Here is a 20,602-nt window from a genome sequence, read left to right on the forward strand (position 1 = left end):
GTCGACGCGCCGGCTCTTAAGCGAAGGCCGCGAAGTAGCGGTTGATCAGCGCCTCGTAGGCGCCCGCCAGCTGGCGGATCTCCTCGACCGGAACCCGCTCGTCGACCTGGTGCATGGTCGAGCCCACGAGGCCGAACTCGACCACCGGGCACAGGGCGCGGATGAAGCGGGCGTCGCTGGTGCCGCCGGTGGTCGACAGCTCCGGCACGCGGCCGGTGGCGTCGCCGACGGCGGCCACGATCACGTCGGTGAAGGCGCCCGGCTCGGTCAGAAAGGCCTCGCCGCTGATCTTGCACAGCGCTTCCACGCGGCCCGAGAAGCCCCCAGGGACGCTTTCTGCGGCTTCGCGGCACTCGGCCTCGATCCACGCCGCCAAGTCCTTGCCCTGGTGGGCCGGGTTGAAGCGGATGTTGATCCGGGCCTTGGCCGAGGCGGGGATGACGTTGGTCGCCGTGTTGCCGACATCGACCGTGGTCACTTCCAGGTTCGACGGCTGGAAGCCGGCATAGCCCTCGTCCAGCACCCGACTCTGCAGGCGCGACAGGATGTCGACCATCACCGGGATCGGGTTGGCCGCGCGATGCGGATAGGCCACGTGGCCCTGCACGCCGTCCACGGCGATCCAGGCGTTGATGCTGCCGCGCCGGCCGATCTTGACCATGTCGCCCAGCAGGTTGGCGCTGGTCGGCTCGCCGACGATGCAGTGGTCGATGACCTCGCCCTCGGCGGCCAGGGCCTCGACCACCTTGACGGTGCCATCCTCGGCCACGCCCTCCTCGTCGCCGGTGATCAGGAAGCTGATCGAGCCAGCGTGCTCGGGGACCTTGGCCACGGCGGCGACGAAGGCGGCGATGGCTGACTTCATGTCGACCGCGCCGCGACCATACAGCACCCCGTCCTTGATCTCGGCTTCGAAGGGCCCGGCGGTCCAGGCCGCGTCGTCGCCCACGGGCACCACGTCCGTATGGCCGGCGAAGCAGAGGTTGGGCCGCGCCGTTCCGCGCCGGGCGTAGAGGTTCTCGATCTCGCCGAACGTCATGCGCCGGCAGGTGAAGCCCAGCGCCTCCAGCTGACGCTGCAGCGTGTCCATCGCGCCCGCGTCGGCCGGGGTCACCGAAGGGCGGCGGATCAGGGCTTGAGCGAGCTCTACGGCGTCGATGCTGACGGAAACGGGCGCGGGGCTGGTCATGGTGCGGGGTTTAGGCTTCCCTCCGGCGGGACGCAAACCCGACAAACTTCTTCCAAGGTCCCCGATGCCCAAGATCGATATCGCCTCGGCCCCGACCCGCGTCGGCACGGCCTACCCCACGCCCTTCAACGCGCCCTGCCTGTCGCGCCACCGCACCAAGCTGGGCGACGCGGTCGGGCTCGACCAGTTCGGCGTCAACCTCCTGCGCCTGCCGCCCGGCGCTTGGTCCAGCCAGCGCCACTGGCACACGGCCGAGGACGAGTTCACCTGGGTGGTCGAAGGCGAGGTCGTGCTGGTCGACAACGACGGCGAGACGGTGCTGCGGGCCGGCGACTGCGCGGGCTTCAAGGCCGGGGTGGCGAACGGCCACCACTTCCAGAACCGCTCGGACAGGGACGTGCTGCTGCTGGAGATCGGCTCGCGGCGGCCGGATACGGATGGCTGCGACTATCCCGATATCGACCTGGCTCTACGGGAGGGGGAGGATGTCTACCGCCATCGTGACGGGACACCTTATGAGACGGATCAGGGGCGGAAGCGGTAGGCCTTCAGCGCGGTCAGCAGCCAATCGTGCACCGCCATCACGGCCGATGACGCCGTCGGCAGCCGCAGTAAATGATAGGGCCGCCCCGGGATCACCGGGCCAAACGGCTTGACCAGCAGGCCCGAAGCCAGCTCATCTTGCACTAGGCCCAGACTGGCCATGGCCACGCCCTGCCCCGCCACCGCCGCCTGGATCGCCTGGCTATCGTCGGTGAAGGTCAGGCGCGGGGTGGTGTCTAGGTCCGGGAGACCCGCCGCCTGCGCCCAGCGGGCCCAGGTCGGAGTGTCGGCGGCCGGATGCCGCCACTCGGCGTGCAAGAGGGTCTGGCCACGCAGATCGCCGGGCATGGCCAAGTGCAGATTGGGACTACACACCGGCGCGAAGCTCTCGACGAACAGCGGCTCGGCGACTAGGCCCGGAAACGGCCCGTAGCCGTAGCGGATGGCCAGGTCCGCCGCGCCCGAGCGCAGGTCGACCGGATCGTCCGACGCGTGCAACCGAAGCTGCAGGTCCGGATGCGCCCGGCTGAACTCGGCGATGCGCGGCAGCAGGCGACGGGCGGCGAAAGCCACCAGGGCCGACACAGTCACGGCCGCCTCGCCATTGTCGGGCTTCAGACCCCGCAGCGCCTCGGCGAAGGCGTCGAAGCCATCGCGCAGCACCGGGAAAAGCCGCTTTCCCGAGGGGGTCAAGCTGACCCGCCGCACCTGGCGGTCGAACAGCTTCAGACCCAGCGTCTCTTCCAGCTCGCGGACGCGATGGCTGATCGCCGTGGGCGTGACGCCCAGTTCGTCTGCGGCCTGGCGGAAGCTCTCCAGCCGTGCGGCGGCCTCGAAGGCGCGCAGGTCGCCGAGTGGCAGCCGTCGGCGCGTGAAAGATGAATTTATCTCATCCATGACCTGATGAATATGCGTTCGCCATAGCCGTGTCACGCGCGCAAACCCATCTCCACGGATGAACTTTCATCAGCTCGGAGATACTCATGACCACCGTCTTGCAGATCGACGCCAGCGCGCGCTCGGGCCGCTCGGGCGAAGACCGCCATGGCTCGCACACCCGCCGCCTGAGCCATCGGTTCGTGGAACGCTGGAGCCAACTTCGGTCAGGCGACGAGGTCCGCTATCGCGACGTCGGCGTCCGTCCGCCGCGCCCGGTCAGCGGTGACTGGATCCACGCGGCCTTCACCGCGCCGGCGCTGCGCGAGCCCTGGATGCGCGAGGTCCTCACAGAGAGCGACACCCTGGTCGCCGAGCTCAAGGCCGCCGACGTCATCGTCATCGGCGCCCCCATGTACAATTTCGGCCCGCCAGCCCAGCTCAAGGCCTGGATCGACAACATCGTCCGCGTGGGCCTGACCTTCGGCTTCGATCGGGCGCGCCAGGGCGAGCCGTACTGGCCGATGCTGGCCGACCAGGGCAAGACCCTGGTGGTCCTGACCGCGCGCGGCGACTACGGCTACGACTCCGGCGAACGGATCGCCAACCTGGAACTGGTTACGCCCGCCCTGGCCAAGCCCCTTGCCTATCTGGGGATCACCGACTTGCGCACGGCGGCGGTCGAGTATGACGAGTTCCAGGACGACCGCCTGACGGCCTCGTTGGCGCGCGCAGAAGCGGCGGTCGACGCGCTGGCAGAGACGATCGCGTTGGAACGGGAGGGTGGATCGACGCGCGCGCCCTAGGCCGCCCGGCGCGCCTTCTTCACCTTGGTGATGGCGCGGTCGCGGCGCAGGCGCGAGAGGTGGTCGATGAACAGCACGCCTTCCAGGTGGTCCATCTCGTGCTGGATGCAGACGGCGAACAGGCCCTCGGCCTCCTCGACGACGGTCTCGCCCTGGTAGTTCATGTAGCGGATGGTGACCTTGGCCGGACGCTCGACCTCGTCGAAATATTCCGGCACCGACAGGCAGCCTTCCTCGTAACCGAGGGTGTCTTCCGAGGTCGACAGGATCTCGGGATTGACGAAGTAGCGCGGAGCCGGCTCCTCGCCCTCGCGGGCCAGGTCCATGGTGATGACGCGGACGGGCTCGCCCACCTGCACGGCGGCCAGGCCGATGCCCGGGGCGTCGTACATGGTCTCCAGCATGTCATCCATCAGGGCGCGCAACTCGTCGGTGACGGTCTCCACGGGCGCGGAGATCTTCTTCAGCGTCGCCAGGTCGGCGGCGTTATCGACGGTGAGGATGCGACGGATAGCCATGGTCCCCCTCAGGTAGTGGGGTCATTTCCGAGCGTCAAGGTGGGAGATTGTCCCACGTCCAGCTTGGTGATGGGGCGGACGGCCGTCTCGATGGCCTCTAGTTCGTCCATCGACTTGCCGTGGTCGACCTTCAGCTTTTCGAACTCGCGGGCCTTGGGCAGGACCCGGCTCTCCAGAGACCCGACGAAGGCGTTGTACTTGTCGACCGCCGCCGACAGCGAACGGCCCACGCCCGCGACGTGGCCGCCCATGTCGGCGATGCGCTTGTAGAGCTCGCGCCCCAGGGCGGCGACCTCGACGGCGTTCTTGGCCTGCTCCTCGACCCGCCAGCCATAGGCCACGGCCTTGCAGAGCGCGAACAGGGTCGAGGGCGTGACGATGATCACCCGCTTGTCCATCGCCTCGGTCATCAGCTCGGGCGCGCGCTCCAGCGCGGCGGTCAGGATGCCATCGCCGGGCACGAACATGGTCACGAAGTCGGGCGAGATCTCCAACGCGTCCCAATAGGCCTTGGCCGACAGTTGCTGAACGTGGGTGCGCAGGCTGGCGGCGTGGCGAACATAGGCGGCTTCCCGCGCGATCTCGTCGCTGGCGTCCTGGGCCTCGAGATAGGCGGTCAGCGAGCACTTGGCGTCGATCACGAAGGCGGCGTTCTTGGGCATCCGCACCACCACGTCGGGGCGCAGCCGGCCGGAGTCGAGCTGGACCTGCTCGGTGAAATCCACCCCGTGCTTGAGGCCGGCCATCTCCAGCACGTTGCGTAGCATCTGCTCGCCCCAGCGGCCCTGGACGCCGGCCCCGCGGCGCAAGGCGGCCGACAGCTTGCGGGCCTCGGTCTGGGTGGCGGTCGAGGCTTCCAGCAGTTGGGCGATCTGGGCCTTGAGGCCGCCGGTCTCTTCGGCGCGGGCCTTCTCGACGGCGGTCACCTGAGCCTCGAACTTGGCCAGGGTCTCGGCCACCGGCTTCAGCTGGGCCTCCAGCCGGGCCTGGGTGAGGTTGTCGCGGCTCTTGGCGTTCTCGTCGGCGCGCTTGATCAGCTGTTCGGCGATGGCGTTGGCGCTCTGGGCGGCCTGGGCCTTGATCAGCTCGATCTGGGTGGCGGTCTGGTCCTCCAGAAGGCGCGTGCGCTCCTCGGCCTGGGCGACCTTCTCGTTCAGCATCCAGGCCTGGGCCTCGGCCTTGGCGGCCCGGCGCTGGGCTGCGAACGCCCAGAGGGCGCAGGCGATCGTCGCCAGGGCGAAGACGATGGCCAGGATCAGGAACGGATCTGAAAAGTTCATGCTCCGTTCTTAGCGGGAGTCGGCCCAAAACGGAAGGCGGCCGGGTTCTTCACCCGGCCGCCGCCTGGATCAGTCGTCGCCGTCGGCGAGATCGGCGATCATGCCGCTGATCGGTTCGCCGCCGAAGCCGGTGACGTTGTGGCCGCGGTCGACCACGCCGACCTTGGCCGGGTGCGGCGCTTCGGCTTCGGTTTCCGGAGCCTTGTCCTCGGGCGTGCTCATGTAATCAGTCCCTCCACTGGCGCGCGCCGGCGACTGGCCGAACGCGACGATGCGGAGCTTGGCGCGGGAAGGCCAAGCTGTCAGCCGGATTCCAGGGCGATCCCCAGGATTTCGCTCAAGCCGGGCGTCTGGCGCGCAAGGCTTGGGCGATCGTGCCGTCGTCGAGCCAGTCGAGGTCGCCGCCGACCGGCACGCCCCGCGCCAGCATGGTGACCGGCACATTGGTGCGGGCCAGGCGGTCGGCGATGTAGTGGGCGGTCGTCTGGCCGTCGACCGTGGCCGGCAGAGCCAGGATCACCTCGGCCACCTCGCCGTCGGCCACGCGGGCCGCCAGCTCGGCGATGCGCAGCGAGTCCGGCCCGACCCCGTCCAACGCCGACAGCAATCCGCCCAGCACGTGGTAGCGGCCCTTGAACGAGCCACCGCGCTCCATGGCCCAGATCGAACCGACCTCCTCGACCACGCACAGCAGGCGGCCGTCGCGCGAGCCATCCGAGCAGATGGCGCAGGGATCGGTGACGTCCAGCGAACCGCAGACCGAGCACGCGCGGACCTTGGCCTGGGCGTCGGCCATGGCGGCCGCCAGCGGCGCCAGCAGCGTGTCGCGCTTCTTCAGCAGGGCCAGGGCCGCCCGCCGGCCCGAGCGCGGACCCAGCCCCGGCAGCTTGGACAGCAGGGCGATCAGGCGCTCGATCTCGGGTCCGGCGGAGGCGGCCATCAGGTCCTTTGCGAAGGCGGTGCTTCACCCACGCCCTTCGACAGGCTCAGGGTGAAGGTGATTGTCGAGTCGGTGGATATCCTCATCCTGAGCGTGTCCAAGGACGAGGATATCGGTTCCGCCAATCTAGAACTTCATCCCGGGCATGCCGCCCATCAGGCCCGCCATCGGGCCGGCGGCCTCCTGCATCATCTGGGCCTGCTTGGCGTCGAGCTTCTTCTTGGCGTCGGCGTGGGCGGCGACGATCAGGTCGGCGATGACCTCGCCCTCGCCCGGCTCGATCAGGCTTTCGTCCAGCACCACCTTGGCCAGTTCGCCGGTGCCCTTGAGGGTGACGGTGACCATGCCGCCGCCCGAGGTCCCCTCGACGGTGCTCTCGGCCAGACGCGCCTGGGCGTCCGCCAGCTTCTGTTGCATGGCTTGAGCCTGCTTCATCAGGCCGCCGAGGTCTTTCATCTCAGAACTCCAAATTCAAAACAGCGGGCCGTTCAGCCCTCTTCCTCGTCCGGCTCCAGAGGCGGGACCTCGGGGGTGAGGAGCTTGCGGATCTCGACGATCTCGGCGCCGGGGAAGGCCGACAGCACCGAGGCGACGAACGGATCCTTCTTGATCTCCGCCAGCGCCTCACGCTCCTCGCGCTTCTGGCGCTCCATCAGGCTCTCGGCCCCGCCGCCGCCCTCGGCGGCCACCAGCCAGGGCTGGCCGGTCGCCTCCTTCAGGAAGCGGACCAGGCGGCCGGCCAGGTTGCCGGGCGCGCCGGGCGCGGCCTCGAAGGTGATGGCGCCGGGCCGGAAATTGATCGGGCGGACATATTGCTCGACGTCCAGCCGCAGGCCGATGTCGCGCCGCGCGGCGATCAGGGCCATGACGTCGTCGAACGAGGCCACCACCGGCATGGCCAGGGCCCCGGGCGCGGCCATGGTCATGGGCGCATGGGCGGCCGAGCTCGCGCCACCGGCCGAACCGCCGCCCATCGAGCCCCCTCCGCCCGAACCGCCGCCGCCAATTCCACCGGGCGGCGCGCCGTCGCGCAGGGCCTTCAGGGCTTCTTCCGGGCCGGGCAGGTCGGCGGCGTAGCACAGGCGGATCAGGGCCATCTCGGCCGCGGCCATGGCGTCGGGCGCGCGGCGCACCTCCTCGTGGGCCTTCAGCAGCATCTGCCACAGGCGCGACAGCGTGCCGGCCGAGGTGTGGGCGCCGATGGCGGCCAGGCGCGCGGCCTGCTCCTTGGGCATCGACAGGGCGTCCGGCCCCAGGGCCTTGGCCACCGCCGCGCCGTGGCAGTGGTCCAGCACGTCCAGCATCACCACCGTCGGATCGGCCCCGAAGCCCCAGAGGGCGCGGAAGCCCTCCAGCGCGTCCTTGGTCTTGCCGGCCATGACGTTTTCAAAGAGGGCGATGGTCTGGCCGCGATCGGCCAGGCCCAGCATGTCGCGGACGATGGTGGCGGTGACCGTGGCCCCGCGATCGCTCTGCACGATGGCCTGGTCCAGCAGCGACAGGCCGTCGCGCACCGAGCCCTCGGCCGCTCGGGCGATCAGGGCCAGGGCGTCCATCTCGATCCGCGCGCCTTCCTTGGCCGAGATCTTGTCGAAGTGCTTGACCAGCACATCCGGCTCGACCCGGCGCAGGTCGAAGCGCTGGGTCCGCGACAGGATCGTCACCGGCACCTTGCGGATCTCGGTGGTGGCGAAGATGAACTTGGCGTGCGGCGGCGGCTCTTCCAGCGTCTTCAGCAGGGCGTTGAACGCCGCCGTCGACAGCATGTGCACTTCGTCGATGATGTAGACCTTGTAGCGCGCCTCGACCGGGGCGTAGCGCACCCCGTCCAGAAGTTCGCGCATCTCGTCGACCTTGGTGCGGCTGGCGGCGTCCAGCTCCAGCACGTCCATGTGCCGGCCCTCGATGATGGCGCGGCAGTGGTAGCCTTCGGTGGTCAGGTCGACCGAGGGCCCCTTGACCGTGTCGGTCTCGTAGTTGAGCGCCCGGGCCAGCAGGCGGGCGGTCGTGGTCTTGCCGACGCCGCGCACGCCGGTCAGCATGAAGGCGTGGGCGATGCGGCCCGTGGAGAAGGCGTTGGCCAGGGTGCGGACCATGGCCTCCTGGCCGATCAGGTCCTCGAAGGTGCGCGGGCGGTATTTCCGCGCCAGCACGGTATAGGCGTCGCCCTTCTCGCTCTCGGGCGGAGACTCGACCACGGGACGCGCCTCCGCGACCGGCGCGGGCGCTGGCGCTGGCGCTTCGCCGAAGATGTCGGCGGTGTTCTCGTCGCGCTCGGCCAAGTCTTCCTTGGGGGGAGCTTCGTCCCACGGCGGCGCGGAATCAGGCGAGAGATCGTCGAGGTCGGCCATGGACAGTCCGGTAACGCCGCCCTCGTCCTTCGACAAGCTCAGGATGAGGGCTACTGACAGGGACTGGTCCCAAGGATGAGCCGAGGGCAGTCCAAATCCTCATCCTGAGCTTGTCGAAGGACGAGGGTTTGGTCCAGCGACCATTGCGGCCTCGCTGTAGACCGATGACGATTTCAGGAGAAGGGAAAGGTGGAGACCGGACAGCGACCCAGAGCTGATCTCGTTGTGGCTGCTGCCTCTCGGCCCTGACCAAGTTGGCGAGGACTCCGTCCGCGCCGATCTCCGAGGCCTATATCGCGACTCATCGCGACGGATGCAAGCCGCATGACGCATTCGCGACGTCGTGACGAGCGTTCATACTCGCGCTAGAGACGACACATGGCCCTGTCGATCATCACCAACACCTTCGCCGGCAACCCTCTGAACCGCGACAGCGAGCGGCGGGGGGACGAAGCCTGGCTGGCCGAAAGGCTGGCCGACCCCGAGTCGCTGGCCGTGGCGCTGTGGAACGGCAAGCCGCTGGTCGAGGACGTGCTCGGCGAGGACGGCAAGCCGACCGGTGTCCAGATCGCCTATCTGCGCGCCGACATGGCCCAGGACCTGGCCGGCGGGAACGAGAGGCTGCTGTATCTGGGCCTGTGGAAGGACATCGCCGTCTTCGCGGTCGATATCGACACCACCGCCGACCCTGCCGAGGGCCCGCTGCAGGGCCTGGGCCGGTTCGAGGAGCTGCGCGGCGCGGCCGCGACCCTGCCCCCGGCCGACGCCGGGATTCTCGCGACCGCCAAGTCGATGTTCGAATGGCGTCGCCGCCATCGCTGGTGCAGCAACTGCGGCCAGAAGAGCGAGGTCGCCGACGGCGGCTGGAAGCGCGTCTGCCCCGCCTGCGACGCCGAGCACTTCCCCCGCACCGACCCGGTGGCGATCATGCTGGCGGTCCATGACGGCAAGTGCCTTCTGGGCCGCCAGGCGGCCTGGCCCAAGGGCATGTTCTCGGCCCTGGCCGGCTTCCTAGAGCCCGGCGAGACCATCGAGGAGGCCTGCGCCCGCGAGCTGAAGGAGGAGGCCGGGCTGACCGCCACCGCCGTCCGCTACCATTCCAGCCAGCCCTGGCCGTGGCCGGGCTCGCTGATGATCGGCCTGATCGCCGAGGTCGACAGCGCCGAAGCCGCGCCCGACCAGACCGAGCTGGAAGAGGTGCGCTGGTTCAGCAAGGACGAGGCCGTCCGGCTGATCAAGGGCGAGATCGAGGGCGTGTTCTGCCCGCCGTCGCTGGCGATCGCCCATCAACTGATCAAGGCGTGGAGCGAGGAGTGACGCTCCAGACGCCCCCCGGACGACGGGGGAGCATCGTCCAGGCCGCCCTTATCTAAACGGCGGCTCGTCGAAGGCTCGCAGCTTGCGCGAGTGCAGGTTCGGGCCCTCGGCGTGCAGCAGCTTGCAGGTCAGGATCCCGATCTGCAGATGCTGGCTGATCGCCCGCTCGTAGAAGGCGTTGGCCTGGCCGGGCAGCTTGATCTCGCCGTGCAGCGGCTTGTCCGACACGCACAGCAGCGTCCCGTACGGCACCCGGAAGCGATAGCCCTGGGCCGAGATGGTCGCGCTCTCCATGTCGATCGCCACGGCGCGGCTCTGGTTGAAGCGCAGGGCCGAGAGGCTGTGGCGCAGTTCCCAGTTGCGGTCGTCGGTGGTGACCACGGTGCCGGTGCGCAGGCGCTTCTTCAGCTGGTCGCCGCTGTCGCCGCTGATCGCCTTGGCCGCGTCGTAGAGGGCGCGCTGCACCTCGGCGATCGACGGCACCGGGATCTCCGGCGGCAGCACGGCGTCCAGCACGTGGTCGTCGCGCAGATAGGCGTGGGCCAGCACGTAGTCGCCGATGGTCTGGGTGTCGCGCAGGCCGCCGCAGTGGCCGATCATCAGCCAGGCCTGCGGACGAAGAACAGCCAGGTGGTCGCAGATGGTCTTGGCGTTGGACGGGCCGACGCCGATGTTCAGCAGGGTCACGCCCACGCCGCCCGGGGCCATCAGGTGGTAGGCCGGCATCTGGTGCTTGCGCCAGCTCGACTCCGCCACCACCAGCTCCGGATTGACCGTGTCGGCGGTGATGGTCACGCCGCCCGAGCACGACAGGGCCGTGTAGGGGCTGTCAGGCTGCCGCAGCTGCTCGATGCCCCAGCGCACGAACTCGTCGACATAGCGGTGATAGTTGGTGAACAGGATGAACTGCTGCACGTCCTCGGCCGGGGCGCCGGTGTAGTGCTTCAGGCGCGCCAGCGAGAAGTCGGTGCGCAGGCCGTCGAACAGCGACAGCGGGCGGGTCTCCTCCAGCGCCGGGTTCCAGACGCCATCGGCGATCTCGTCGCCGATGAAGGCCAGGTCCGTGGTCGGGAAGAAGCGGGCGATGTCCTCGCTGCGCACGTCGGCCTGGTTCAGGTCGATGGTGGCGTCCAGCACGTAGGGATAGGGAATTTCCTGGCTGGAGCGGTCGACCTCGATCTCGACGTCGAAGTCGTCCATCAGCAGGCTGAGCTGCTCGACCAGATAGTCCTTGAACTGGGCCGGCTTGGTGACCGTGGTCGAATAGACGCCGGGGCGGCTGACGCGGGCGTACGAGCGGGCCAGCTTGGGCGGCAGGGCCTCCGGGTCGTAGGTCAGTCGAAGCTCGGGATAGGCGAACGTGCCGTCGAACCGCGTCTGCGGGTCGGGGCGGGTTCCGTTTTCGAGATAGGCGCGCAGGGCGGTCCGCAGAGCGTCGACGGCGCGTTCGTATTCGTCATTCAGCCGTTCGACGACGGCGATTGCTTTTTCTTGGTTTGACATGGGTCCTTATAGCGACGTTTTGCGACGTTGGCGAGACGCCGGCCCGGCCAAATGGGAATGATTTATTACTTAGCGAAGGTGAGGAAGTCGCGCGGACTTCCGTCTCTAGGATGAGCCTAATTCTTCGGCTTGGTTTGCCGGAAGCTAGGCCGTGTCATCGCAAGGGCATGGACGAACCGGCGCCGGTCGGCCACAAGGGCTGAAATGCTCAAGGAGGGGCGAATGGCGGCGCGAGCGTTCTCGCGCGTCGTTCCTTCCGAACACCAGAACAAGGCCGTCGACGTCGAGACAGACGCCAGGGGGATTCATGAACAAGCGCTTCGCCTATCTGATCATCGCGTCCATGATCCTGGGGGTCACGGTCGGCTGGGCCTGTAATCAGTTCCTCGATCCGGCCCAGACCGAAGAAGCGGTCAAGTGGTTCAAGATGGGAACCGACCTCTTCCTGCGGCTGATCAAGATGATCATCGCCCCGCTTGTGCTGACGACGCTCGTCGCGGGCATCGCCCACATGGAGGACGCCGCCGCCGTGGGCCGGATCGGCGCCAAGACCATGGCCTGGTTCATCAGCGCCTCGGCCGTATCGCTGCTGCTGGGTCTGCTGATGGTGCACCTGTTGCACCCGGGCGCGGGCCTGAACCTGACCGAGCTGACCAGCGCCGCCAACGCCCCGGCGGCCTCGACCGAAACCTTCACCCTGCAGGGCTTCCTGACCCATCTGGTGCCGGCCTCGATCTTCGAGGCCATGGCCAAGAACGAGATCCTGCAGATCGTGGTCTTCAGCCTGTTCGTCGGCACCGCCGTCGCCTCGCTGGACAACAAGGCCCCGCACATCCTGGAACTGGCCGAGCAAGGCGCCCAGGTGATGCTGAAGGTCACCGGCTTCGTCATGAAGCTGGCCCCGCTGGCGATCTTCTGCGCCCTGGCCTCGACCATCGCCACCCAGGGCCTGTCGATGCTGGCCGTCTACGGCAAGTTCGTGCTGGGCTTCTACGCCACCATGGGCACGCTGTGGCTGCTGCTGTTCGTCGCCGGCTTCCTGGTGCTGGGCAAGCGGGTGATCCCGCTGTTCGGCGTGATCCGCGAGCCGGCCCTGCTGGCCTTCTCGACCGCCTCGTCGGAAGCCGCCTATCCGCGCATCCTCGACAGCCTGCCCAAGATCGGCGTGCGCCGTCGCATCGTCTCGTTCGTCCTGCCGCTGGGCTATTCGTTCAACCTCGACGGCTCGATGCTCTACTGCACCTTCGCCACCATGTTCATCCTGCAGGCGCACGGCGTGCACCTTTCGGTCCAGCAGCAGATCTTCATGCTGCTGCTGCTGATGGTGACGTCCAAGGGCATCGCCGGCGTGCCGCGCGCCTCGCTGGTGGTGATCATGGCCACCCTGACCTATTTCGGCCTGCCGGAGGCCTGGATCGCCCTGGTGCTCGGCGTCGACCACCTGCTGGACATGGGCCGCTCGGCCACCAACGTCGTCGGCAACAGCGTCGCCGCCGCCGTGGTCGCCAAGTGGGAAGGCGAGCTGGACGAGATCCAGCCCGACACCGAGCCCGCCAAGGCTTAACCCCTCGGCCAGCAAGGCCTCGATCAGAGCCCCGAGCCAGTCAGGTTTCCAGCCTGACTGGCTCTTTCTTTTTGGGCCAAGCCCCCTCCCCGGCGCGCTGGGAGGCGGGCTTTTTCGTGTACAGTTTCAAATGTACAGTAAAAACTTGACAAGGCCCCGACGAGGTCCAATCTCTTGAGGCGAGGGGCCTTTGAGGACGATGACGTCATGAGCAAGATCACCCACATCGCGCGCTCGGCGCTGATCGGGCTCGCTCTGGCCGGCATGGGCACCACGGCCGCTTCGGCGGCGCAAGGCGACGTCCCGGTCAAGGCGGCCAAGCCCGCCCGCCAGTGCTTCTACCTGTCCGACTGGCGCGGCTGGACCGCGCCGGACAAGAACACCCTGTACATGAAGGTCCGCGGCCGAGACGTCTATCGCGTCGACCTGGCGTGGGGCTCCAACCAGCTGACCTGGCCGGGCACGCATCTGGTGTCGATCGTGCGCGGCCCCGACAGCGTCTGTGGTCCGCTGGACCTGGACCTGCGCGTCGGCGACGGCCTGGGCATGGCCATCCCGATCCGGGCCAAGACCATCACCAAGCTGACGCCGGAAGAGATCAAGGCGATCCCGAAGAAGTATCAGCCGTAAGGCCGCCGGGCGCCGCCCTGCGTCGGCGCCGACGCCCAGGAAGCGAAACAACAAAGGGCGGGACCCGGCTTCCGGATCCCGCCCTCTGCTCACGCCCCTCGTGAAGCGATCACTGCGCCGGCGTCAGGTCCGTGCGCTTCTTCATCATCTCGTCGAAGCTGGTCCAGACGCCCTCTGCGCCGTGCCACTGGCCCTTGGTCGCGGCCTTGGAATATTCCGTGGCGCGCGCCTCGAAGAAGTTGGCGTGCTCGACGCCCGACAGCAGCGACTGCAGCCAGGGCAGCGGGTTTTCCTTGACGCCGTACACTTCCGGCAGTTGCAGCTGGCGCAGGCGCCAGTCGGCGATGAAGCGGATATAGGCCTTGATGTCGTCGGGGGTCATGCCCTGGATTTCGCCGGCTTCGAAGGCCAGGTCGATGAACTTGTCCTCCAGCCCGACCACGTGCTTGCAGCAGTCGACGATGTCGTCGGCCACCGACTTGGTCACCGCGCCGGTTTCCTTGTTGAAGGCGTGGTACAGCTTGATGATGCCGTCGCAGTGCAGGCTCTCGTCGCGGATCGACCACGAGACGATCTGGCCCATGCCCTTCATCTTGTTGAAGCGCGGGAAGTTCATCAGCATCGCGAACGAGGCGAACAGCTGCAGCCCCTCGGTGAAGCCGCCGAACATCGCCAGCGTCCGGCAGATGTCGGCATTGGTCTCGACGCCGAAGGTCTGCATGTAGTCATGCTTGTCCTTCATGGCCTCGTATTCCATGAACGCCGAGAACTCGGTCTCGGGCATGCCGATGGTCTCGAGCAGCAGGGCGTAGGCCGCGATATGGATCGTCTCCATGTTCGCGAACGAGGCCAGCATCATCTTCACTTCGGTCGGTTTGAACACCCGGCCGTAGCGCTCCATGTAGTTGTCCTGCACTTCGACGTCGGACTGGGTGAAGAAGCGGAAGATCTGCGTCAGCAGGTTCCGTTCCTTGTCGTTCAGCTTGACGGCCCAGTCCTTGAGGTCCTCGCCCAGCGGCACCTCTTCGGGCATCCAGTGGACCTGCTGCTGGGTCTTCCAGAAGTCGTAGGCCCACGGATAGCGGAACGGCTTGTAGCCGCCCGACGGGGTCATCAGGCCGGGCAGGATGAGCGACGACGGAGCAGACATGGCGGGCCTCGGGAGCGAGAATCGAGCGGACGGGGTAGGCTTAAGGCTACGGCAGGCCGACGCCCGACGCACCCTGATAGTGACCCACTACATTTAGTGTGACAATGGGCCGCGCCCACAACATAGGGGATGATTTGTGGAGAAACCGTTCACGATTTTCAGCGCTCTCGGCTCGGGCGGCGTGCCCGTCGAGGCGGCTATGTCCTTGATCGGCCTGCCCTATGAGATCGTCGAGGCCCCGACCTGGGAGGGCGAGGTCGAGCAGGCCAAGGTCGCCGCGATCAATCCCCTTAAGCAAATTCCGGCCCTCGTCACCCCGGCGGGCGAGACGATCACCGAAAGCGCCGCCATCCTGATCTGGCTGGCCGACCGTTATCCGGAAGCGCGGCTCGGTCCCGCGCTCGACGATCCGGCCCGCGCCCAGTTCCTGCGCTGGATGACCTTCATCCCGGCCTCGATCTATTCGCTGTTCTGGGTGCGGGATGATCCGTCACGCCTGGGCGGGCCGGACCCGGAAATCCAGGCGCGGATCAAGGCGGCCACCGCCGAGCGGATCCTGGACTGCTGGGCGATGATGGAGCGCCAGATCACGCCCTTCAGCGAGAAGATTGGGGGGCGCTACCTGCTGGGCGACGAGCTGAGCGTGCTCGACCTCTACGTCACGGTGGTCAGCCGCTGGGGGCCGCGCCGGGTGCGCTTCTACGAGGCCGCGCCGAGGATGAGCGAGGTGGTCAGGCGGGTCGACGCCGATCCGCGGCTGGCGGGGCTCTGGGAGCAGCGGTTCCCGTTTTTTGAGGGATGGGAGCGGTTGGGGCAGCAAGGGTGAGAGCAATGATTGGCGCGGCCGAGAGTAATCGCGCTCACTCCGTCAAACGGCAGAGCCTGGCTATCCCCCTAGGAACCGTCCTCGTTGTCGGCCGCCTTCTGTGCTGCCTTTTGCATTCGTTCGCGCTCAATATCCGCAAGGGATCTGAGCAGCTCAAGGCTACTGAAATCACCCGACAGCGATGTCGGGATACGAAAATGAGATCCCGGCGCAGCTTCTTTTGCGAGACGAACTATCGCTGGAAACCAAGCCATGAAGAATGCGGCTTGGCCCCACCTTCCCAGGCCACTGTACCATTTCATGTGCGGGAAAACTGCGACTACACCGGAGGCTTCAAGCGCAGCACGCTCCAACTGGACGCGCCTCATATTGCCGTCACCTGATACGATCAAACGCCCGCCGCGACCGCTAAAATCCTCTATCCAATTGACATCCGACAGTCCTCGCTGGGCGAGTTCCTGCGGTGTTTCTAACTGGACGTCCCGTTGGAATCCGATCGCTTTTATTGCATCGACGATGCGTGGGTTGATGCATTCGTCGAAGCGGATGAGGGTCAAGCAGCGATACGTTGCTCGAATGCGACGGCCTGAGTGACCGCCCCCTCACTGACGCTAAACCAATCTGCGGCCTCCGCCACACCGTCGACCTCTGCTGAGGCAGCCAGAGTCTCGGTTGGAACGGCCGTAGAATCCTCCACTATCACCGGCCGACCAAACGCCCTCGCTGGATCAATCCGAACCAAAGGCATTTCGTCGGGATAGGGCTCCAGCCATACCGCACGCCCGCTCCTGAAAACCACGCGCCCGGCTAAGGCCGGCCGAAGAACTTCAGGGTGCAGGTATGCGTCGGTAAGTAGGTCAATGATCTTCTCGCCTTGAAGCTCTAAAACTGAAGATCCGTCTGTCGTCAGCTTTCTTTCACGGGCAAGTGGATGCGGGTCTTGCCATCTCTGCCGCATCGCTTTCATCGCCATCGCGAGCCGGCGGCGAGAGATCCCTTCGGCTAGCAGATAATTAATTGCCCGGGCCTCAACCAAGCCGTCGAAGGAAAGCGCAATTCTGCCTGCTACAGACGGCAAATCCGATACAATCAACGGCGGATTGCCAACCAACCAAGAGGCAACTCGCGAAGGCTCGACACCAAGCAGCACCGCAACTTGCGTTGTGGTGAAAGCCCCCCGTCGCCCTAGCTCGATCCAATTCGATGGTGTCTGCACATTGCCCTCTCCGCATATATGACGACGACCTAGGTAGTTTTGCAAATTACCACGACATTTTCGGTCATCGCTGTCAGATGCCCGCTCAATTAGCCCGACCGCCCTGGTCGGGTGCGATCCTTAAATCTCTTGGAGGCTGCAGCGTGCAGGGCTGGGTGGGTTGGTCAAGGACCGGCCTCCGGCCGGCCGCCGCGCGGCGGCGCTGCGCGCCGTCCTTGAGCAACCCGCTCAGCCCTGCGATCGTCTCGCCGTGAGATGTAAGGAGGGCTCCTTCTCCGGGGAGAAGGAAGCGCCCCCCCAAACCCCGTCATCCCGCGCATAAAGCGCGGGATGACGAAGCGGGGTATGACCTTGCTCACAGCGAGGCTTGCGCGCCTGCCGACGCATCAATATTCCCCAGCCCCATCTTTACGCCGCCACGCTTCCCCGCTATTCACCGCGCCGATGACCTTCGCCGCGACCATGATTATTACCCCGAAAACGACCCGCCTCGGCGGGGCGTGGTCGGGTCTGTGCGCGAACTAGCGAGCATCCCCAACCAGCCCCGCCGATGCGCGGGGCCGGTTCTCACACCCTTGAGACCTCCAAGCCCGCGCCTCCGCACTTTCCAGGAGACGTAGACCCGTGAGCTTCAAGTTTTCCCGAGCCAACCCGCCCCGCGTCGGCGTCGTCGGCGCCACCGGCCTGGTCGGCGGCATGATGCGCGAGCTGCTGGCCGAGCGGGACTTCCCGTTGGCGGACCTGCGCCTGTTCGCCTCGGCCCGCTCGGCCGGGACCAAGGTCGACTTCAAGGGCCAGGAGATCGTGGTCGAGGACGCCGCGACCGCCGACTTCGCCGGCCTGGACATCGTGTTCTTCTCGGCTGGCGGCTCGACCTCGCGCGAGCTGGCCCCGAAGGCCGCCGCGGCCGGGGCCGTGGTGATCGACAACAGCTCGGCCTGGCGCTCGGACCCGGACGTCCCGCTGGTGGTGGCCGAAGTCAATCCGCACGCGCTGGCCAATATCCCCAAGGGCATCGTCGCCAACCCCAACTGCACCACCATGGCCGCCATGCCGGCGCTCAAGCCGCTGCATGACAAGGCGGGCCTCAAGCGCCTGACCGTCAGCACCTACCAGGCCGCCTCGGGCGGCGGCATGGAGGGCATCGAGGTGCTGTCCGAGCAGCTGCGCGCCGGCGCGGCCGGGGACCTGGACGGCCTGGCCCAGTCGCCGGACGCCGCGCCCCTGCCCGCTCCACGCAAGTGGGCGGTTCCGCTGGCCTATAACGTCGTGCCGCTGAACTACGTGCTGAGCGAGGACGGCTATACCGAGGAAGAGCTGAAGCTGCGCGACGAAAGCCGCAAGATCCTCGAGATCCCCGGCCTGCCGGTCAGCGGCACCTGCGTGCGCGTGCCGGTGTTCACCGGCCACTCGCTGTCGATCAACGCCGAGTTCGAGCGTCCGCTGTCGGTGGCTGAGGCCACGGCCCTGCTGGCCGCAGCGCCGGGCGTGGTGCTGGACGACGTGCCCAACCCGCTGGCGGCGACCGGCCAGGATCCGGTGTTCGTCGGCCGCATCCGGCCCGACCCGACCGTCGAGCATGGCCTGGCCCTGTTCGTGGTCGGCGACAACCTGCGCAAGGGCGCGGCGCTGAACGCGGTGCAGATCGCCGAAGTGATGCTGGGGGCGTAAATCTCGCCGAGGGGCGGGCGCTAAACCGCTCGCCCCATCGGCCAGTCCACATCGACCTCCGCCGCCAGGAAGTCGATGAACGCCCGCACCCGCGCCGGCAGCGGACCCGCGTGGCCGACATAGACGGCGCTGACCGTCTCCAGCTCGCCGGAATTGAAGTCGTCCAGCACCGGGACCAGCCGGCCCGCCCGGATCTGGTCGACGATGTGGAAGATGCCCAGCTTGGTGATCCCCTGCCCGGCCAGGGCCAGGTGCGTGGCGCTTTCGCCGTCTCCGACCATGGCCCGGCCGTGCGCCGGATAGCACACCCGTTCGCCCGCGATCCGAAACGGCCATTCGTCGCACTGGCGCGAGAAGTTGAAGGTGATCAGGTCGTGATCGGCCAGGTCGTCGGGATGCCGCGGCGTCCCGCGCCTTGCGAGATAGTCGGGCGAGGCGACCAGGACGGTGCGGCTGTCGCCCAGCTTCCTGGCCACCAGCTGCGAGGGCCGCATCGGCCCCACCCGGATCGCCAGTTCGGTCCGCTCGTCCAGCAGGTCGATGATCTGGTCGGTCAGGGTCACATCGACCTGCACCTCGGGGTTCAGGGCCATGAACTTCGGAACCAGGGGCAGCAGGTGGTGCAGGCCGAACGGCACGTTGGCGTTGATCCGCAGCCGCCCCTTGGGGACGGCGCAGACGGCGACCGAACGCTCGGCCTCGTCCAGGTCGGCCAGCACCCGCAGGGTGCGCTCGTGGAAGGTCAGGCCCTCGGCGGTCAGCTGCAGCTTGCGGGTCGAGCGGTTGATCAGCCGCGAGCCGAGCCGCGCCTCCAGCCGCGCCACCAGCTTGCTGACCGCCGACGGGGTCATCGACATCGCCTTGGCCGCGGCCGTGAAGCCGCCCTCCTCGACGACGCGGGCGAAGACCTCCATCTCCCCCGAACGATTGATCTCCGAGCGCGCCATTGTGCCCTCATTTCACAAGTAAAGTTCCTTCATCCAATCTAATTCATCGAACACGCCGGCGCTATCTGGGGGGCCAACCCAATACGAGAGCCGTCATGCCCCTCGCCCTCTATGCCCTGACCGTCGGCGCCTTCGGCATCGGCGTCACCGAATTCATCATCATGGGCCTGCTGATGCAGGTCTCCGCCGATCTCGGCGTCTCGATCCCCACCGCCGGCCTCTTGATGACCGGCTACGCCCTCGGCGTCTTCGTCGGCGCGCCGATCCTGACCATCGCCACCCGCCGCCTGCCGAAGAAGACCACCCTGCTGGTGCTGATGGCGATCTTCACCCTGGGCAACATCCTGGCCGCCATCGCCCCGACCTACGGCATCCTGATGGGCGCGCGGCTGGTCACGGCCCTGGCCCACGGCACGTTCTTCGGCGTCGGCGCCCTGGTCGCCGTCTCCCTGGTGGCGCCCGAGCGCAAGGCCTCGGCGATCTCGATCATGTTCACCGGCCTGACCCTCGCCACCCTGCTGGGCGTGCCGTTCGGCGCCTGGCTGGGCCTGGCCTTCGGCTGGCGGATGGCCTTCTGGGCGGTAGCGGGCGTCGGCGCCCTGGCCTTCGTGGTCCTGGCCGTGCTGGTTCCCAGCGCCAGGGAGACGGTCGAGCCCGCCCCGCTGCGCGAGGAGTTCGCCGTGCTGGCCCGTCCGCAGGTGCAGCTGGGCCTGGCCATGACCGTGCTGGGCTTTGGCGGGGTGTTCGCGGTCTTCACCTATATCCAGCCGATCCTCACCCAGCTGGCCGGCTTCTCGCAGGCCGCCGTCTCGCCGATCCTGCTGGTGTTCGGCGCGGGCCTGGTGGCCGGCAACCTCGCCGGCGGCCGCTGGGCCGACAAGAGCCTGAACGCGGCCCTGGCCGGGACCCTGATCCTGCTGACGATCGTGATGGGCGCCTCGGCCTTCGCCTTCCACAGCCAGGCGGGCGCGGTGATCGCCGCCTTCCTACTGGGCGCGGCCGCCTTCGCCACCGTCGCGCCGTTGCAGATGCGGGTGCTGAGCCAAGCCGGCGGCGCGGGCCAGGGCCTGGCCTCCAGCCTGAACATCGCCGCCTTCAACCTCGGCAACGCCTTCGGCGCCTGGCTGGGCGGGGCGGTGATCGACCACGGCCCGGGCCTGGCCGCCGTGCCCCTGGTCGCCGCCGTGGTGCCGCTCTCCGCGCTCGCCCTGGCCGCCTTCAGCCTGAGCCTGGAACGTCGGACGGGACCCGTCCTGGCCTGAATAGGCATGGGCG

At 67.6% G+C, this 20,602-nt stretch carries 22 protein-coding genes and 1 other RNA gene; 8 read left to right on the forward strand and 15 right to left on the reverse strand.

Annotated elements, in window-relative coordinates:
• Positions 1 to 16: 16 nt before the first annotated feature.
• Entirely contained in the window at positions 17 to 1,189 is a 1,173-nt protein-coding gene (gene dapE, locus AC1RNC_RS14955) for a succinyl-diaminopimelate desuccinylase (protein ID WP_492887159.1), read from the reverse strand.
• A gap of 64 nt (positions 1,190 to 1,253) precedes the next feature.
• Between dapE and AC1RNC_RS14960 the strand changes: the two genes are divergently transcribed.
• The gene (locus AC1RNC_RS14960; RefSeq protein WP_492887160.1) at positions 1,254 to 1,733 is read left to right on the forward strand and encodes a cupin domain-containing protein; all 480 of its coding nucleotides are present in this window, start codon (positions 1,254 to 1,256) and stop codon (positions 1,731 to 1,733) included.
• On the opposite strand, the gene AC1RNC_RS14965 is transcribed toward AC1RNC_RS14960, so the two are convergent.
• Positions 1,715 to 2,629: a LysR substrate-binding domain-containing protein gene (locus AC1RNC_RS14965; protein WP_492887161.1), complete on the reverse strand. Its 915-nt coding sequence runs from the start codon at positions 2,627 to 2,629 to the stop codon at positions 1,715 to 1,717. The genes AC1RNC_RS14960 and AC1RNC_RS14965 overlap by 19 nt on opposite strands.
• Positions 2,630 to 2,715: 86 nt before the next feature.
• On the opposite strand from AC1RNC_RS14965, the gene AC1RNC_RS14970 reads away from it, so the two are divergent.
• Entirely contained in the window at positions 2,716 to 3,414 is a 699-nt protein-coding gene (locus tag AC1RNC_RS14970) for an FMN-dependent NADH-azoreductase (protein ID WP_492887162.1), read from the forward strand.
• Here the strand turns inward: AC1RNC_RS14970 and def are convergent.
• The 7 genes from def to ffs form a co-directional block, all read right to left on the reverse strand.
• Positions 3,411 to 3,932, reverse strand: coding sequence for a peptide deformylase (gene def / locus AC1RNC_RS14975; RefSeq protein WP_492887163.1), 522 nt, complete (start codon positions 3,930 to 3,932; stop codon positions 3,411 to 3,413). The two genes, AC1RNC_RS14970 and def, sit on opposite strands and share 4 nt — an antisense overlap.
• Before the next feature lie 8 nt (positions 3,933 to 3,940).
• Positions 3,941 to 5,212: a DNA recombination protein RmuC gene (locus AC1RNC_RS14980; protein ID WP_492836375.1), complete on the reverse strand. Its 1,272-nt coding sequence runs from the start codon at positions 5,210 to 5,212 to the stop codon at positions 3,941 to 3,943.
• Between the two features lie 69 nt (positions 5,213 to 5,281).
• Positions 5,282 to 5,434, reverse strand: a complete 153-nt coding sequence (locus AC1RNC_RS14985; protein WP_492836373.1) for a hypothetical protein — start codon at positions 5,432 to 5,434, stop codon at positions 5,282 to 5,284.
• 115 nt (positions 5,435 to 5,549) lie between these two features.
• The gene (gene recR / locus AC1RNC_RS14990; RefSeq protein WP_492887164.1) at positions 5,550 to 6,152 is read right to left on the reverse strand and encodes a recombination mediator RecR; all 603 of its coding nucleotides are present in this window, start codon (positions 6,150 to 6,152) and stop codon (positions 5,550 to 5,552) included.
• 126 nt (positions 6,153 to 6,278) lie between these two features.
• Positions 6,279 to 6,608: a YbaB/EbfC family nucleoid-associated protein gene (locus AC1RNC_RS14995; protein WP_125157003.1), complete on the reverse strand. Its 330-nt coding sequence runs from the start codon at positions 6,606 to 6,608 to the stop codon at positions 6,279 to 6,281.
• Between the two features lie 32 nt (positions 6,609 to 6,640).
• The gene (locus AC1RNC_RS15000) at positions 6,641 to 8,503 is read right to left on the reverse strand and encodes a DNA polymerase III subunit gamma/tau (RefSeq protein WP_492887165.1); all 1,863 of its coding nucleotides are present in this window, start codon (positions 8,501 to 8,503) and stop codon (positions 6,641 to 6,643) included.
• Positions 8,504 to 8,690: 187 nt separating this feature from the next.
• Positions 8,691 to 8,788: signal recognition particle sRNA small type (gene ffs, locus AC1RNC_RS15005), an RNA gene on the reverse strand.
• 93 nt (positions 8,789 to 8,881) lie between these two features.
• Here ffs and nudC point away from each other — a divergent pair.
• Entirely contained in the window at positions 8,882 to 9,820 is a 939-nt protein-coding gene (gene nudC / locus AC1RNC_RS15010) for an NAD(+) diphosphatase (RefSeq protein ID WP_492887166.1), read from the forward strand.
• Positions 9,821 to 9,868: 48 nt separating this feature from the next.
• On the opposite strand, the gene AC1RNC_RS15015 is transcribed toward nudC, so the two are convergent.
• The gene (locus AC1RNC_RS15015) at positions 9,869 to 11,323 is read right to left on the reverse strand and encodes an AMP nucleosidase (RefSeq protein ID WP_492887167.1); all 1,455 of its coding nucleotides are present in this window, start codon (positions 11,321 to 11,323) and stop codon (positions 9,869 to 9,871) included.
• A gap of 307 nt (positions 11,324 to 11,630) precedes the next feature.
• Here AC1RNC_RS15015 and AC1RNC_RS15020 point away from each other — a divergent pair, with 307 nt between their 5' ends.
• Both AC1RNC_RS15020 and AC1RNC_RS15025 read left to right on the forward strand, forming a co-directional pair.
• Complete coding sequence (locus tag AC1RNC_RS15020; protein WP_492887168.1) at positions 11,631 to 12,887, forward strand: dicarboxylate/amino acid:cation symporter; 1,257 nt, start codon at positions 11,631 to 11,633, stop codon at positions 12,885 to 12,887.
• A 207-nt stretch (positions 12,888 to 13,094) separates the two neighbouring features.
• Positions 13,095 to 13,517: a DUF6491 family protein gene (locus tag AC1RNC_RS15025; RefSeq protein WP_492887169.1), complete on the forward strand. Its 423-nt coding sequence runs from the start codon at positions 13,095 to 13,097 to the stop codon at positions 13,515 to 13,517.
• 109 nt (positions 13,518 to 13,626) lie between these two features.
• Here AC1RNC_RS15025 and AC1RNC_RS15030 read toward each other — a convergent pair whose 3' ends face one another.
• The gene (locus AC1RNC_RS15030; protein ID WP_492887170.1) at positions 13,627 to 14,667 is read right to left on the reverse strand and encodes a ribonucleotide-diphosphate reductase subunit beta; all 1,041 of its coding nucleotides are present in this window, start codon (positions 14,665 to 14,667) and stop codon (positions 13,627 to 13,629) included.
• Positions 14,668 to 14,803: 136 nt separating this feature from the next.
• On the opposite strand from AC1RNC_RS15030, the gene AC1RNC_RS15035 reads away from it, so the two are divergent.
• Positions 14,804 to 15,493, forward strand: a complete 690-nt coding sequence (locus AC1RNC_RS15035; RefSeq protein ID WP_492887171.1) for a glutathione S-transferase family protein — start codon at positions 14,804 to 14,806, stop codon at positions 15,491 to 15,493.
• A gap of 68 nt (positions 15,494 to 15,561) precedes the next feature.
• Here AC1RNC_RS15035 and AC1RNC_RS15040 read toward each other — a convergent pair whose 3' ends face one another.
• From AC1RNC_RS15040 to AC1RNC_RS15050, 3 genes are all read right to left on the reverse strand, one after another.
• Positions 15,562 to 16,050 carry a PIN-like domain-containing protein gene (locus AC1RNC_RS15040; RefSeq protein WP_492887172.1) on the reverse strand — a complete coding sequence of 163 codons (489 nt, stop codon included), beginning with the start codon at positions 16,048 to 16,050 and terminating at the stop codon, positions 15,562 to 15,564.
• The gene (locus AC1RNC_RS15045) at positions 16,047 to 16,709 is read right to left on the reverse strand and encodes a hypothetical protein (protein ID WP_492887173.1); all 663 of its coding nucleotides are present in this window, start codon (positions 16,707 to 16,709) and stop codon (positions 16,047 to 16,049) included. Before AC1RNC_RS15045 ends, AC1RNC_RS15040 begins: the two co-directional genes overlap by 4 nt.
• A gap of 164 nt (positions 16,710 to 16,873) precedes the next feature.
• Positions 16,874 to 16,966: a hypothetical protein gene (locus tag AC1RNC_RS15050; protein ID WP_492887228.1), complete on the reverse strand. Its 93-nt coding sequence runs from the start codon at positions 16,964 to 16,966 to the stop codon at positions 16,874 to 16,876.
• Positions 16,967 to 17,333: 367 nt separating this feature from the next.
• Between AC1RNC_RS15050 and AC1RNC_RS15055 the strand changes: the two genes are divergently transcribed.
• Positions 17,334 to 18,380 (forward strand): aspartate-semialdehyde dehydrogenase, encoded by a 1,047-nt coding sequence (locus AC1RNC_RS15055; protein WP_492887174.1) that lies wholly within the window; start codon positions 17,334 to 17,336, stop codon positions 18,378 to 18,380.
• A gap of 20 nt (positions 18,381 to 18,400) precedes the next feature.
• On the opposite strand, the gene AC1RNC_RS15060 is transcribed toward AC1RNC_RS15055, so the two are convergent.
• A complete protein-coding gene (locus AC1RNC_RS15060; RefSeq protein WP_492887175.1) occupies positions 18,401 to 19,327 on the reverse strand; it encodes a LysR family transcriptional regulator in 927 nt (308 codons plus the stop codon).
• Between the two features lie 95 nt (positions 19,328 to 19,422).
• Between AC1RNC_RS15060 and AC1RNC_RS15065 the strand changes: the two genes are divergently transcribed.
• A complete protein-coding gene (locus AC1RNC_RS15065; RefSeq protein WP_492887176.1) occupies positions 19,423 to 20,589 on the forward strand; it encodes an MFS transporter in 1,167 nt (388 codons plus the stop codon).
• Positions 20,590 to 20,602 lie beyond the last annotated feature (13 nt).

This window comes from Caulobacter sp. GW822-FHT01G02, from assembly GCF_058802865.1.

Coding starts and splice junctions, on each gene's coding strand:
- AC1RNC_RS14980 (WP_492836375.1), bottom strand. CDS start 5,212: ATGAACTTTTCAGATCCGTTCCTGATCCTGGCCATCGTCTTCGCCCTG.
- AC1RNC_RS15015 (WP_492887167.1), bottom strand. CDS start 11,323: ATGTCAAACCAAGAAAAAGCAATCGCCGTCGTCGAACGGCTGAATGAC.
- AC1RNC_RS15020 (WP_492887168.1), top strand. CDS start 11,631: ATGAACAAGCGCTTCGCCTATCTGATCATCGCGTCCATGATCCTGGGG.
- nudC (WP_492887166.1), top strand. CDS start 8,882: ATGGCCCTGTCGATCATCACCAACACCTTCGCCGGCAACCCTCTGAAC.
- recR (WP_492887164.1), bottom strand. CDS start 6,152: ATGGCCGCCTCCGCCGGACCCGAGATCGAGCGCCTGATCGCCCTGCTG.
- AC1RNC_RS15025 (WP_492887169.1), top strand. CDS start 13,095: ATGAGCAAGATCACCCACATCGCGCGCTCGGCGCTGATCGGGCTCGCT.
- AC1RNC_RS14970 (WP_492887162.1), top strand. CDS start 2,716: ATGACCACCGTCTTGCAGATCGACGCCAGCGCGCGCTCGGGCCGCTCG.
- AC1RNC_RS15065 (WP_492887176.1), top strand. CDS start 19,423: ATGCCCCTCGCCCTCTATGCCCTGACCGTCGGCGCCTTCGGCATCGGC.
- AC1RNC_RS14960 (WP_492887160.1), top strand. CDS start 1,254: ATGCCCAAGATCGATATCGCCTCGGCCCCGACCCGCGTCGGCACGGCC.
- AC1RNC_RS15060 (WP_492887175.1), bottom strand. CDS start 19,327: ATGGCGCGCTCGGAGATCAATCGTTCGGGGGAGATGGAGGTCTTCGCC.
- AC1RNC_RS14965 (WP_492887161.1), bottom strand. CDS start 2,629: ATGGATGAGATAAATTCATCTTTCACGCGCCGACGGCTGCCACTCGGC.
- dapE (WP_492887159.1), bottom strand. CDS start 1,189: ATGACCAGCCCCGCGCCCGTTTCCGTCAGCATCGACGCCGTAGAGCTC.
- def (WP_492887163.1), bottom strand. CDS start 3,932: ATGGCTATCCGTCGCATCCTCACCGTCGATAACGCCGCCGACCTGGCG.
- AC1RNC_RS15000 (WP_492887165.1), bottom strand. CDS start 8,503: ATGGCCGACCTCGACGATCTCTCGCCTGATTCCGCGCCGCCGTGGGAC.
- AC1RNC_RS14985 (WP_492836373.1), bottom strand. CDS start 5,434: ATGAGCACGCCCGAGGACAAGGCTCCGGAAACCGAAGCCGAAGCGCCG.
- AC1RNC_RS15030 (WP_492887170.1), bottom strand. CDS start 14,667: ATGTCTGCTCCGTCGTCGCTCATCCTGCCCGGCCTGATGACCCCGTCG.
- AC1RNC_RS14995 (WP_125157003.1), bottom strand. CDS start 6,608: ATGAAAGACCTCGGCGGCCTGATGAAGCAGGCTCAAGCCATGCAACAG.